Here is a 13,092-nt window from a genome sequence, read left to right as displayed (position 1 = left end):
CTTGCCCGCGAAAAGGCCGGTGCAGTCACTGCACCTACTCCGGCCAATGCCACGTTCTACCGCTATCGCAGGCAAGCCAGCTCCCACCTTTGACCGAGTTCCAACCGTGGAATGCAGGCTAATGTGGGAGCGGCCTTGACCGCGAAGAGGCCAGTGCAGTCACCACACCTACTCCGGCCAATGCCACCTTCTACCCCTATCGCAGGCAAGCCCGCTCCCACCTTTGACCGAGTTCCAACCGTGGAATACAGGCTAATGTGGGAGCGGGCTTGCCCGCGAAGAGGCCAGTGCAGTCACTGCACCTATTCCGGCCAACGCCACCTTCTACCCCTATCGCAGGCAAGCCCGCCGCCACCTTTGACCGAGTTCCAACCTTGGAATGCAGGCTAATGTGGGAGCGGGCTTGCCCGCGAAGAGGCCGGTGCAGTCACTGCACCTACTCCGGCCAATGCCACCTTCTACCCCTATCGCAGGCAAGCCCGCTCCCACCTTTGACCGAGTTCCAACCTTGGAATACAGGCTAATGTGGGAGCGGGCTTGCCCGCGAAGAGGCCGGTGCAGTCACTGCACCTACTCCGGCCAACGCCACGTTCTACCGCTATCGCAGGCAAGCCAGCTGCCACCTTTGACCGAGTTCCAACCTTGGCATACAGGCTAATGTGGGAGCGGGCTTGCCCGCGAAGAGGCCAGTGCAGTCACCACACCTACTCCGGCCAATGCCACGTTCTACCGCTATCGCAGGCAAGCCCGCTGCCACCTTTGACCGAGTTCCAACCTTGGAATACAGGCTAATGTGGGAGCGGGCTTGCCCGCGAAGGGGCCGGTGCAATCACCGCTTATTCCGGCCAATGCCACGCCGGCGCATCCAACATCCCTTGCCCCACAATCCGCGTCTCGCCCATCACCTTCTCCAACACAATCGAATTACACCCTTCATCCTGCTGCAACGCCGCAATCAACCGGCTGGCATGCGACACCACCCACACCTGGCAATGCTGGGATGCCTGGATAATCAAACGCGCCAGCGCCGGCAGCAAATCCGGGTGCAGGCTGGTTTCCGGCTCGTTCAGTACCATCATGGTCGGCGGCCTTGGCGTGAGCAGCGCCGCGATCAACAGCAGATAACGCAAGGTGCCGTCCGACAGCTCGGCCGCCGACAATGGCCGCAGCAAGCCTTCCTGATAAAACTCAATCGCAAAGCGCCCGCCCTGCAACGGCTGGATATTCAGGCGCGCGCCGGGGAATGCATCGCTGACCGCGCGCTGCAATGCCTCGGGGTCGCCGATCTCGCGGATGGTCTGCAATGCCGCCGCCAAATCGCGCCCGTCGTGATGCAACACCGGGGTACGCGTGCCCAGTTGCGGTTGGCGAACGGGCGCGTCCACGTCGCTGCGAAAGTGATCATAAAAGCGCCAGCCACGGATGCTTTCGCGCAGCAGCAACACCTCCGGCGAGCCGCGCAGGCTGCCCACCTGATCGAACAGGCTGTGGTAATTGGGCGTGTGCTGGGCCACGACATCCCAGGCGCGCCCGTCTCGGGCCCGAACCATCGGTCCGCAGCGTTGCACCAAAAGGCTGGCGGGGCGGTACATGTGGCCGGCCCAGATGCATTCCTTTTTCACTTCTGGGTCGAGTGAAAAGTACGACGAGGTCGTTTCCGGCAGCCCAAGGGAAATTGCATAACTGAAATCCTCCCCGGCGAACCCAAGGCGCAAGCGTTTCACGCGTTGGCGTACGGTAGGCTCCACCGGCACCTCGCCGTTGCGCATGCGCCGGCTGATGGTTTCCGGCCCGGCCCAGAAGGTTGAATCCAGCCCGCCTTCACGGGCCAGCGCATTGATGACGCCGCCTTGGGCGGTTTCCGCCAGCAGGCGCAAGGCGCGATACAGGTTGGACTTGCCGCTGCCATTGGGGCCGGTGACCAGGTTCAGCCTGTCCAGGGGTACCACCAATTTATTGATCGAGCGGTAATTGGCCACCGCCAGGGTTTTCAACATAGGTATTCAGTCGACGTGGGAACCATTGGAGTATGGGATCCTCCATGCAGATAAGGAACCCTGATCTAAGCTCACAGTCGCATACACACTGGCAAGTCGGCATCACGCAAAAGGAGCCTGCATGGGCGGTCGCACTTCGATAGTTTTACTCAGCCTTGGCCTCTTGGCGCTGCTAAGCGGCTGTGGTCAGGAAAAGGCCGAGCCCAAGGCGCATTCGCGGGTTTTTGTGCAGACTGTGCAGCCGGCGGATTTTGCCGCGGCAGTCACCCTGACCGGCGATATCCAGGCCCGTGTGCAAACCGATTTGTCCTTTCGCGTGGGTGGGAAAATCATCCAGCGCATGGTCGACGTGGGTGACCGTGTGACCGCCAAGCAAGTGCTGGCCAAGCTTGATCCCAAGGACCTGCAGACCAACGTCGATTCCGCGCAGGCTCAGGTCGTGGCCGAGCAGGCACGCGTCAAGCAAACTGCCGCCGCCTTCGTTCGCCAGGAAAAACTGCTGCCCAAGGGCTACACCAGCCGCAGCGAATACGACGCCGCCCAGGCCGCGCTGCGCAGCAGCCAAAGCGCCCTGGCCGCCGCGCAAGCCCAGCTCGCCAACGCCCGTGAACAACTCGGCTATACCTCGCTGATCGCCGATGCGCCCGGTGTGATTACCGCGCGCCAGGCGGAAGTCGGCCAGGTTGTGCAGGCCACCGTGCCGATTTTCAGCCTGGCCACCGATGGCGATCGTGATGCGGTGTTCAATGTCTATGAATCGCTGCTGGTAGAGCCGCCGCCGGATGCACCGATCACGGTCAGCCTGCTGGACAACCCGAACATCAAGGCCGTGGGCAAGGTTCGCGAGGTCACGCCGGCGGTGGCGGCCAATACCGGCACCGTGCAAGTCAAAATCGCCCTGCAATCGCTGCCCAAGGGCATGCAGTTGGGCTCGGTGGTCAGCGCCACCGCCAATGGCCCGGCCAAGGCCAGCATCGAGCTGCCGTGGTCGGCCTTGACCAAAGACCTCAACGAACCCGCCGTGTGGCTGATCGACGGTGACGGCAAGGCGCAATTGCACAAGGTCAGCGTGGCGCGTTACCTCACCGGCAAAGTCATTATTGGCGAGGGGCTTAAAGGCGGCGAAAAAGTCGTGGTGGCCGGCGGGCAATTGTTGCACCCCGGCATGCTGGTCGAGATCGCCCAGCAAGGAGCCCAGCCATGAAGCGCCTGACGGCTCTGCTCGCCGCCAGCCTGTTGTTGGCCGCCTGCTCCAAGAAAGAACCGCCGCCCGAGCCCGTGCGCCCGGTGTTGTCGATGGAAGTCAAAGCCGAAGACCAGGAAAACCTCGGCCGCTTCGCCGGCACCATCCAGGCCCGCTATGAAAGTAACCTGGGTTTTCGCGTACCCGGCCGTATCGCGCGCCGCGCGGTGGACGTGGGTGCTGAAGTGGAGAAGGGCGCCTTGCTTGCCGTGCTCGATCCCACCGATCAGCAAAACCAATTGCGGGCCGCCCAAGGCGACCTCGCCCGTGTGCAGGCGCAGTTCATCAACGCCCAGGCCAACGCCCGCCGCCAGCAGGAATTGTTCAACCGTGGTGTCGGCGCCCAGGCTCAACTGGACGTGGCCCAGACCGACCTGAAAACCACCCAGGCCACCCTCGACCAGGCCAAGGCTTCGGTCAACCAGGCCAAGGACCAGCTCAACTACGCCGAACTGCGCACCGACCACGCCGGTATCGTCACCGCCTGGAACGCCGAGGCTGGCCAGGTCGTCAGCGCCGGCCAGCAAGTGGTGACCCTCGCGCGCCCGGACATCAAGGAAGCGGTAATCGACCTGCCGGCCGGTCTGGCTGAGCGCCTGCCCACCGATGTGGTGTTTGTGGTTGCCGGCCAACTCGACCCGAGCGTCAACACCACCGCCATCGTGCGTGAGATCGAACCCCAGGCCCAAAGCGCAACGCGCACCCGGCGTGCGCGATTGACCCTGACCGAAACACCGCCAGCCTTCCGCCTGGGCACCGCTATCAGCGTGACCTTGAGCACCGCCATCGCACCCCGCATCCAACTGCCGGTGAGTGCCTTGCAGGAAGTTGATGGCAAGACCCGCATCTGGCTGCTCGACACCCACAGCCAGACCGTGCAGCCGCGTGACGTCACGGTGGTCAGCCGCGACGCCGACAGCGCCGTGCTCAATGGCGGCGTCAACCCCGGCGAACGCATTGTCACCGCTGGCGTGAACAGCCTGAAGCCTGGGCAAAAAGTCAAAATCGACGAGGACAGCCCGCGATGAAAGGGAGCTTCAACTTATCCGACTGGGCCCTAAAGCATCAGTCCTTCGTCTGGTACCTGATGTTCGTCGCGCTGCTGATGGGCGTGTTCTCCTACATGAACCTTGGCCGCGAGGAAGACCCCTCGTTCACCATCAAAACCATGGTGATCCAGACCCGCTGGCCGGGTGCGACCCAGGAGGAAACCCTCAAGCAGGTCACTGACCGCATCGAGAAAAAACTCGAAGAACTCGACTCCCTCGACTACGTGAAAAGCTACACACGACCGGGCGAGTCCACGGTGTTCGTGTTCCTCAAAGACACCACCAGCGCCAAGGCGATTCCGGATATCTGGTACCAGGTGCGCAAGAAGATCGATGACATTCGCGGCACCTTCCCCCAGGGCTTGCAGGGGCCGTCGTTCAACGATGAATTCGGTGACGTGTTCGGTTCGGTCTACGCGTTTACCGGTGACGGCCTGTCGATGCGCCAACTGCGTGATTACGTCGAGCAAGTGCGCGCCGAAATCCGCTCGGTGCAGGGCCTGGGCAAGGTCGAGATGATCGGCCAGCAGGACGAAGTGATTTACCTGAATTTCTCCACGCGCAAACTCGCGGCATTGGGGATTGATCAGCGCCAGGTCGTGCAGAGCCTGCAATCGCAGAACGCCGTAACGCCCGCCGGGGTGATCGAGGCCGGGCCGGAGCGGATTTCCGTGCGTACGTCCGGGCAGTTCGCCTCGGAGAAGGACCTGGCCAACGTTAACCTGCGGCTCAATGACCGTTTCTATCGCTTGGCGGACATTGCCGACATCAGCCGTGGCTATGTCGACCCGGCGCGGCCGATGTTCCGGTTCAACGGCCAGCCGGCGATTGGCTTGGCCATCGCCATGCAGAAGGGCGGCAATATCCAGTCGTTCGGCAAGGCGTTGCACCAGCGTATGGATGAGCTGACCGCCGACCTGCCGGTGGGCGTCGGTGTGCACAAAGTCTCCGACCAGGCAGAAGTGGTGGAGGAGGCTGTCGGCGGCTTTACCAGCGCGCTGTTTGAAGCCGTCATCATCGTGCTGGTGGTGAGCTTTATCAGCCTCGGCATGCGTGCCGGGTTGGTGGTGGCGTGCTCGATTCCGTTGGTGCTGGCGCTGGTGTTCGTGTTCATGGAATACAGCGGCATCACCATGCAGCGCGTGTCGCTGGGCGCGTTGATCATCGCCCTCGGCCTGTTGGTGGATGACGCGATGATCACCGTGGAGATGATGATCACGCGCCTGGAAAAAGGCGAAACCAAGGAACAGGCGGCGACCTACGCCTATACCTCGACCGCGTTCCCGATGCTCACCGGCACGCTGGTGACCGTCGCCGGCTTTGTGCCTATCGGCCTCAACGCCAGCTCGGCGGGCGAGTACACCTTCACGCTGTTTGCGGTGATTGCCGTGGCGATGCTGGTGTCGTGGGTGGTGGCGGTGCTGTTTGCGCCGGTGATTGGCGTGCATATCCTCAGCGCCAACGTTAAGCCCGAAAACAAAGAGCCTGGGCGCATCGGTCGCGCATTTAATGGCGGCATGCTCTGGGCCATGCGCAACCGCTGGTGGGCCATCGGCATCACCGTGGGGCTGTTTGCGGCGTCGGTGTTCTCCATGCAGTTTGTGCAGAACCAGTTTTTCCCGTCATCGGACCGCCCGGAAATTCTCGTCGACCTCAACCTGCCGCAAAACGCCTCGATCAACGAAACGCGCAAGGCGGTCGACCGCCTTGAGGCGATCATCAAGGACGATCCGGATATTGCGCGCTGGAGCACCTATATCGGCCAGGGTGCGATTCGTTTCTACCTGCCCCTCGACCAGCAATTGGAAAACCCCTACTACGCGCAGTTGGTGATCGTCAGCAAAGGCCTGGAAGAGCGCGGCGCGTTGATTGCGCGCCTGCAAAAACGCCTGCGCGATGACTTTGTCGGCATCGGCAGTTATGTGCAGCCCCTGGAAATGGGCCCGCCGGTCGGGCGGCCGATCCAGTATCGCGTGTCTGGCAAGGACACCGATCAGGTGCGCAAGCACGCCATTGAACTGGCGACCTTGCTGGATAAAAACACCCACCTGGGCGAGATCATTTACGACTGGAACGAGCCGGGCAAAGTGCTGCGCGTGGACATCGCCCAAGACAAGGCGCGGCAATTGGGGCTGTCGTCGGAAGACGTGGCGCAGTTGATGAACAGCGTGGTCAGCGGTGCATCGGTGACCCAAGTGCACGACGATATCTACCTGATCAACGTGGTCGGCCGCGCCGAAGACGCCGAGCGCGGCACCCCGGAAACCTTGCAGAACCTGCAGATTGTCACGCCCAATGGCACCTCGATTCCGCTGCTGGCCTTCGCCACCGTGCGGTATGAGTTGGAGCAGCCGCTGGTGTGGCGTCGCGACCGCAAGCCAACCATCACCGTCAAGGCTTCGGTGCGTGATGAGATGCAACCGACCGACCTGGTCAAGCAACTCAAGCCCGAAATCGACACGTTCAGCGCCGGCCTGCCGGTGGGCTATAAAGTCGCCACCGGCGGCACCGTCGAAGAAAGCGGCAAGGCCCAAGGCCCCATCGCCAAAGTGGTGCCGTTGATGCTGTTCCTGATGGCCACGTTCCTGATGATCCAGCTGCACAGCGTGCAGAAGATGTTCCTGGTCGCCAGTGTCGCGCCGCTCGGGCTGATCGGCGTGGTGCTGGCGCTGATCCCCACGGGCACGCCCATGGGCTTCGTGGCGATCCTCGGCATTCTGGCGCTGATCGGCATCATCATCCGCAACTCGGTGATTCTGGTGACGCAGATCGATGCCTACGAGCGCGACGGCTACACGCCTTGGGATGCCGTGGTGGAAGCCACCGAGCACCGGCGCCGTCCTATCCTGCTGACCGCTGCGGCAGCCAGCCTGGGCATGATTCCGATTGCGCGGGAAGTGTTTTGGGGGCCGATGGCCTACGCGATGATTGGCGGGATCATCATCGCCACCTTGCTGACGCTGTTGTTCCTGCCAGCGCTTTATGTGGCCTGGTACAAGATTCGCGAGCCGAAAAAAGAACAGGCCTGACACTCGGCGCCTTCCTGCAAGGATGTGGGAAGGCTCCTGGAAACACTTTCCCTACAGTTGTCTGGCATTAAGTGCTTTACCCTCCGGGCCTGTTTCCGTTTTGGAAGGCCCGTGTCATGCGCCGTTTAGTGCTGATTTTTTGCCTGTTGCTGTCTCCCCGACTCTTCGCTGGCACCGTGCTGGAAAACGCCCTCTGGCGGGTCGAACTCGACCCCGCCACGCTGGCGCTGCGCGTTACCCCGGCGGGCGAGGCCGCAGTGCAGGCTTCCAGCGGTGTGGCGGCGCACGCGGTCACCGGTGTGCAGGCCGATGCCGGGCAAGCCACCTGGCAGTGGGACAGCGGCGCCTACCAGCTGACCGCGCGCCTTGAGCAGCGCGACCTTGCCCTGACCATCAACGCGCGCGAGCCGGGCCAATTGGCGCTGCTGCGCCAACCCGCCGAGGCGATGGGCAAAGGCTTGATCTGGCCCTTGGCCGAAGGGCATTACGTGCCCGCCGGCAACACCGTGTGGAACTCGTTTTTGCTGGATCAAGGCGAGGTTAATACCACGCAGGATCTCAGCCTGCCGTTATGGGGCGTGGATCATGGCCGTTTCACGCTTAACTGGTTGCTCACCAACCCCTATAACAACCACCTGCAATGGCAGGCAGACGGTGGCGGGCTGGCGCTTTCAATGGCGCATGAATTCACCCGGCTTGAGCCCGCCGCGCCGATGACCCTGCGCCTGCACCTGGGCGATGCCGACCCGTTGGCCGGGGCCAAGCGCTACCGCCAGTGGCTGGTGGCGCAGGGGCGTTATGGACCGCTGGCGGACAAACTGCGCCAGACTCCCGAGGCTGAAAAGCTGCTGGGTGCCAGCCATGTCTACCTGTGGGGCAATGACCTGTTAGGGCCGGAGGATGTGCGCGACTGGCCGCTGCTGGTGAAGGTGCTGCGCGGCCACGAACTCAAGGGCTTGCTGGACAAAGAGGCCACGCAGGTGCTGACGCAGGCCGGCACGTTGGATCGCTACCAAAAGACGGTTTTGCTGCGTGGGCTCAACGCGGCGATCAACAAAAAGGCCCGGCAAAGCTGGCAGGCCACCGACGAGCCGGACATGCTCAAGCTGGCTGACGGTTATGGCGTACTGCGCCTTGAACTGGCCACAGCGTTTGCCGGCGCCTTGAGCCACAGCCCCGAGACCTGGGGCAGCACGCTGTCGGCCCAGACGGTCAAGGCGCTGCAAGATGCTGGGTTGAAGCGCCTGCTGCTGACCCTGGGCGAAGGCTGGGAAGGCGGCCTCTGGCACCCCGAAGCGATTCAGACGGGCGTCAAGGCGGGTTACCTGATGGCGCCGTACGATTCCTATGAAACGGCCTTGTCCACCACCGAAAACCCCGACTGGACCACCGCCCACCTGGGCAGCAAGGCCTATCGCGACTGCGCCATCATCTTGAAAGACGGCAAACTCAAGACCGGCTTTCAACAATCCGGTCACTACACCGACCCGCGCTGCGTGCGGCCGTTACTGGAAGCGCGGGTGAAAGCGGTGCAAGCCATGGCTGGTTTCAACGCCTGGTTCCTGGATGCCTATGCGACCAGCATGGTCTTTGACAGCTACCGCAATGGCGCCGAAATGACCCAGGCGCAAAACGCCGAAGGCAATATCGACGCGTCACGCTGGCTCAACACGGTGCTCAAGCTGCCCGCCGGTTCCGAAGACGGCAATGCGGTCACTGCCCAAGGCATTCTGTTTGCCCACGGCATGCAGACGCCCGTGCTCGGCTGGGGTGATCGCGCGATGACCAAGGATAAACAATCGCCCTATTACGTCGGCAACTGGTATCCGCCGGAGCAACCGGCGGTGTTCTTCAAAACGGTGCCGTTGAATGAGCCATTTCGCACCGTGTATTTCGACCCGTCCATGCGCTTGCCGTTGTATCAGGCGGTGTTTCACGGCTCGGTCATCACCACTCACCATTGGCTGTTCGACAGCCTGAAGCTGAGCAATGTGCGGGCTGAGAACGAGCTGGCCCAACTGCTGTACAACGTGCCGCCGCTGTATCACCTGAGTGCCGCGACCCTGAAGCAGCGCATACCGTTGATACAGCGCCAGGACCGGTTTTTTCGGCCGTTGCATAAGCGCTTGGCGACACAGGCAATGACCGATTTTCGTTGGCTGACGGCCGATCGGCAGGTGCAGCAGACCACGTTTGCCGATGGCACGCGGTTGGTGGCGAATTTTGCTGCAGGGGACAAAGAAGGGTATGCGGGAAAGAGTGTGACGGCGTTGGTAGAGGGTGAAAAACCTAGGGTGTATCAGGTGGATTAGCGGGGCCGCTGACGCCTTCGCGAGCAAGCCCGCTCCCACATGGAAATGCATTCCAAATGGGGGAGCGGGCTTGCCTGCGATAGAGGCCGGGCCAGACGACGAACATCTACAGTTTGCGCCACACACTCGCCAACCACGGCTGTTGTTCCCGAGGCAACCCGGCCGGCCGGTAGTAATGCTCCAGCTCCACAAACCCGGCCGCCGTCAGCAGTGCCTGCCACGCCGCGAGGTCGTGATAAGACCCATAGCGAGGGCCGTTCCAGCCTTCCAGGTTTTCACCGCGCGGGTTGGAACTGAACAGCACGCCGCCAGGCTTCAGCGCACCCTGCAACTGCTTGAGCACCCGTGGCAGCTCCTGCTTGGGAATATGGAACAACACCGCGTTGGCAAACACCCCGTCGAAGCGTTCGGTCGGCAGGTCCAACTTGAGAAAGTCCTGCAGCAGCACTTCACAACCACTGTCCTCGCGGGCCATTTGCGCAAACCGTTCGGAGCCATCGAGCCCGACGGCAATATGGCCCATGCGCGTAAACGTCTGCAGATCACGCCCCGGCCCGCAGCCGAAATCCAGCACGGTAAACGGCGCTGTGCCCTGGATATGGCGCAGCAGCGCGTCGATGTTCTGGCTCACATCGTGATCGCGGGTGCCTTCACGGAAGTCCTCGGCCACCTTGTTGTAGTGGCCGAGGGTGATGGAAGTGATCTGGTTGAGGTCGTCGGGCTTGAGGGTCATGGTGGGAAATACCGGGCGCTGAGATCGCCCGACTATACCTCACCGCTTGTTCAGCACCCGAGCCAGGCGATCGCCGCCCAACTGAATCACCGCGACGAGAACCACCAGCAACACAATCACCGTGAGCATGATCTGCGTATCGAAACGCTGATAGCCGTAGCGGTAGGCAATGTCACCCAAGCCGCCTGCGCCGATGGCGCCCGCCATGGCTGACGAGTTGATCATGGTCACCAGCGTGATCGTGAACCCGCCCACAATCCCCGGCAGCGCTTCCGGCAACAGCACGTGCCAGATGATGTGCCAGCGGCGGCAGCCCATGGCCTGCGCGGCTTCGATCAAACCGTGGTCCACTTCGCGCAGGCTCACCTCGGCGATCCGCGCGAAAAACGGCGTGGCGGCGATGGTCAGCGGCACAACGGCCGCCCATACGCCATAGGTGGTGCCGACGATCAGCCGGGTAAACGGGATCAGCGCCACCATCAGGATCAGAAACGGAATGGAGCGGAACAGATTGACGAACGCGCCGAGCACGCGGTTCAGCGCCGGTGCCTGATAGATGCCGCCCTTGTCGCTGGTGACCAGAAACACCGCCAGCGGAATGCCCACCAACAGCGCGATCAACGACGACACGCCAACCATCAACAGGGTGTCGATGGCGCCCTGCAATAAACGATCAAACCACATAGCCCAGCACCTCCACCTGTTGCGCCCAGCGCCCGGCCAGGGTGCGCAGTGCTTGTGCGTTGTGTGGCGAGCCATTGACCGCCAGCAGTAATTGCCCCAAGGCGTGCCCCTGGATCCGTTCCACGCCGCCTTGCAGCAAGCGCACGCGTCCGCCAAGGGCGCCGAACAGCGCGGCCAGGTCGGGTTCGTCGGTGGCGCTGCAGGTGAACTGCAAACGCAGCACCAACGCGGCGTCGGCCGATGTCTGGGTGGGTTGCAGGCGGTTTTGCAGTTCTTCCGGCAGCCCGTGTTGCAGCGGCGCCAGCAGGGTTCTGCTGACCTCATGCTGCGGGTTGCCGAATACTTGCCACACCGGGCCTTGCTCCACGATTCGACCGTGCTCAAGCACCACCACGCGGTCGCAGATTTCGCGGATCACCGCCATCTCGTGGGTGATCAACACGATGGTCAGGCCCAGGCGTTTGTTGATGTCGCGCAGCAGGCCGAGAATCGACTGGGTGGTTTCCGGGTCGAGGGCCGAGGTGGCTTCGTCGCACAGCAGAATCTGTGGGTCGTGCACCAGCGAACGGGCAATGCCGACGCGCTGTTTCTGCCCGCCGGACAGCTGCGCGGGATAAGCCTTGTGCTTGTCCTGCAAACCCACCAGTTCAAGCAGCTCACGCACCTTTTGCTCGCGCTGCAGCTTGGGCACGCCGGCGACCTTCAGCGGCAGCTCGACGTTCTGCCACACCGTTTTGGCCGACATCAGGTTGAAGTGCTGGAAGATCATGCCGATGCGCCGACGCAACGCGACCAGACGGTCTTCGTCGTACTCGCCGATGTCCACCTGATCGATCAGCACGCGCCCGCTGCTGGGTTGCTCCAGGCGGTTGATGGTGCGGATCAGCGAGGATTTGCCGGCGCCGCTGCGGCCGATGATGCCGAACACCTCACCGCGCTGGATCGCAAGGTCAATGCCTTGCAAGGCATGCACGCTGCCGTCATAGGTTTTGCCCAGGTTGATGAACCGCACATGGGCACGGTTCAGGTCCGGGTGCAGCGCTGTCTGCTTGGCGTCCCTGGGCGCGGTGCCCACGTCGCGCAGTTGGGCGTTGGCGGCGGTCATTTTTTATCTTCCCAACCGACTTGGTAGAGCTTGCCGAGGGATTTATCCAGCGCGGCGCGTACCACCGGCGAATGCTGGTAGATGTCGACGAACTTGATCACGCGCGGGTCGGTTTTGCTTTTGGGCTGGATCACAAACTGGATCACGTATTCCGGGTGATCGAGGCCATCGAACAGCAACGCCGACTCGGCATCGAAGGTCTTGGACAGGCGGATGTAGGCCGGGTAGCCCTGCACCAGATCGGCGTCGTCATAGGCGCGCACCAGCTGCACGGCTTCCACTTGCAGGATCTTGATCTTCTTCGGGTTGGCGATGATGTCTTCTTCGGTGGCCTTGTAACCCACGCCCGGCTTGAGCGTGATCAGCCCGGCCTTGGCCAGCAGTTGCAGGCCGCGACCGCTGTTGATCGGGTCGTTGGCGATCGCCACGCTGGCGCCCTGAGGCAGGTCGTTGAAGCTTTTGTACTTCTTGGAATACAGGCCAACGTTATTGATGATGCCCGGCGCATACGGCACCAGGTCGAACCCGGCGGCAGCCTTGGCGTTTTCCAGGAAGGGGATGTGCTGGAAGTAGTTCACGTCGATGTCGCCGGCGGCGAGGCTGACGTTGGGCGCGATCCAGTCGGTGAACTCCACCAGTTCGACCTTCAAGCCTTGCTTGTCGGCTTCGGCGACGGCGGCTTCGAGGGGAATCGCGAAGGCAGCGGTGGTGCCGACTTTCAGCGGTGCATCGGCGGCGAATACCGCCGAGCTGAATAAACCAAAGGCCAGGGCCAGTGCTTTGACTGGGTGGGTGAGCAGTGTCTTTTTCATGATCGGTTTCCAGTCATAAGGTGTCTGTAAGAACAATGTGGTCAACTGTGGGAGCTGGCTTGCCTGCGATAGCGGTCTGTCAGGGATATTTTCTTTGCTGGCCCACCGCTATCGCAGGCAAGCCAGCT

9 protein-coding genes are annotated in these 13,092 nt (G+C 62.3%); 4 read left to right on the top strand and 5 right to left on the bottom strand.

Annotated elements, in window-relative coordinates; genetic code table 11:
* Positions 1 to 836: 836 nt before the first annotated feature.
* Positions 837 to 1,997, bottom strand: coding sequence for an AAA family ATPase (locus tag AACV02_RS27910; protein WP_119738229.1), 1,161 nt, complete (start codon positions 1,995 to 1,997; stop codon positions 837 to 839).
* Between the two features lie 121 nt (positions 1,998 to 2,118).
* Here AACV02_RS27910 and AACV02_RS27905 point away from each other — a divergent pair, with 121 nt between their 5' ends.
* The 4 genes from AACV02_RS27905 (at position 2,119) to AACV02_RS27890 (ending at position 9,630) form a co-directional block, all read left to right on the top strand.
* Complete coding sequence (locus AACV02_RS27905; protein WP_106577383.1) at positions 2,119 to 3,201, top strand: efflux RND transporter periplasmic adaptor subunit; 1,083 nt, start codon at positions 2,119 to 2,121, stop codon at positions 3,199 to 3,201.
* Entirely contained in the window at positions 3,198 to 4,268 is a 1,071-nt protein-coding gene (locus AACV02_RS27900; RefSeq protein ID WP_106577384.1) for an efflux RND transporter periplasmic adaptor subunit, read from the top strand. Before AACV02_RS27905 ends, AACV02_RS27900 begins: the two co-directional genes overlap by 4 nt.
* The gene (locus AACV02_RS27895; RefSeq protein WP_119738227.1) at positions 4,265 to 7,318 is read left to right on the top strand and encodes an efflux RND transporter permease subunit; all 3,054 of its coding nucleotides are present in this window, start codon (positions 4,265 to 4,267) and stop codon (positions 7,316 to 7,318) included. The genes AACV02_RS27900 and AACV02_RS27895 overlap by 4 nt, the downstream gene beginning before the upstream one ends.
* A 116-nt stretch (positions 7,319 to 7,434) precedes the next feature.
* The gene (locus tag AACV02_RS27890) at positions 7,435 to 9,630 is read left to right on the top strand and encodes a glycoside hydrolase (protein ID WP_119738225.1); all 2,196 of its coding nucleotides are present in this window, start codon (positions 7,435 to 7,437) and stop codon (positions 9,628 to 9,630) included.
* 106 nt (positions 9,631 to 9,736) lie between these two features.
* On the opposite strand, the gene AACV02_RS27885 is transcribed toward AACV02_RS27890, so the two are convergent.
* The 4 genes from AACV02_RS27885 to AACV02_RS27870 are packed head-to-tail and all read right to left on the bottom strand — an operon-like array spanning position 9,737 to position 12,964.
* Positions 9,737 to 10,363, bottom strand: coding sequence for a class I SAM-dependent methyltransferase (locus AACV02_RS27885; protein ID WP_106577387.1), 627 nt, complete (start codon positions 10,361 to 10,363; stop codon positions 9,737 to 9,739).
* 39 nt (positions 10,364 to 10,402) lie between these two features.
* Positions 10,403 to 11,047 carry a methionine ABC transporter permease gene (locus AACV02_RS27880; protein ID WP_056858169.1) on the bottom strand — a complete coding sequence of 215 codons (645 nt, stop codon included), beginning with the start codon at positions 11,045 to 11,047 and terminating at the stop codon, positions 10,403 to 10,405.
* On the bottom strand, positions 11,037 to 12,152 hold the full coding sequence (locus tag AACV02_RS27875) for a methionine ABC transporter ATP-binding protein (RefSeq protein ID WP_119738222.1): 1,116 nt from the start codon (positions 12,150 to 12,152) through the stop codon (positions 11,037 to 11,039). Before AACV02_RS27875 ends, AACV02_RS27880 begins: the two co-directional genes overlap by 11 nt.
* Positions 12,149 to 12,964, bottom strand: a complete 816-nt coding sequence (locus AACV02_RS27870; RefSeq protein WP_119738220.1) for a MetQ/NlpA family ABC transporter substrate-binding protein — start codon at positions 12,962 to 12,964, stop codon at positions 12,149 to 12,151. Before AACV02_RS27870 ends, AACV02_RS27875 begins: the two co-directional genes overlap by 4 nt.
* Positions 12,965 to 13,092: the final 128 nt, after the last annotated feature.

The sequence above is a fragment of the Pseudomonas sp. Larv2_ips genome (assembly GCF_963879675.1).
Taxonomy (GTDB): Bacteria; Pseudomonadota; Gammaproteobacteria; order Pseudomonadales; family Pseudomonadaceae; genus Aquipseudomonas.
This window is presented reverse-complemented; position numbering and strand designations above follow the sequence as displayed.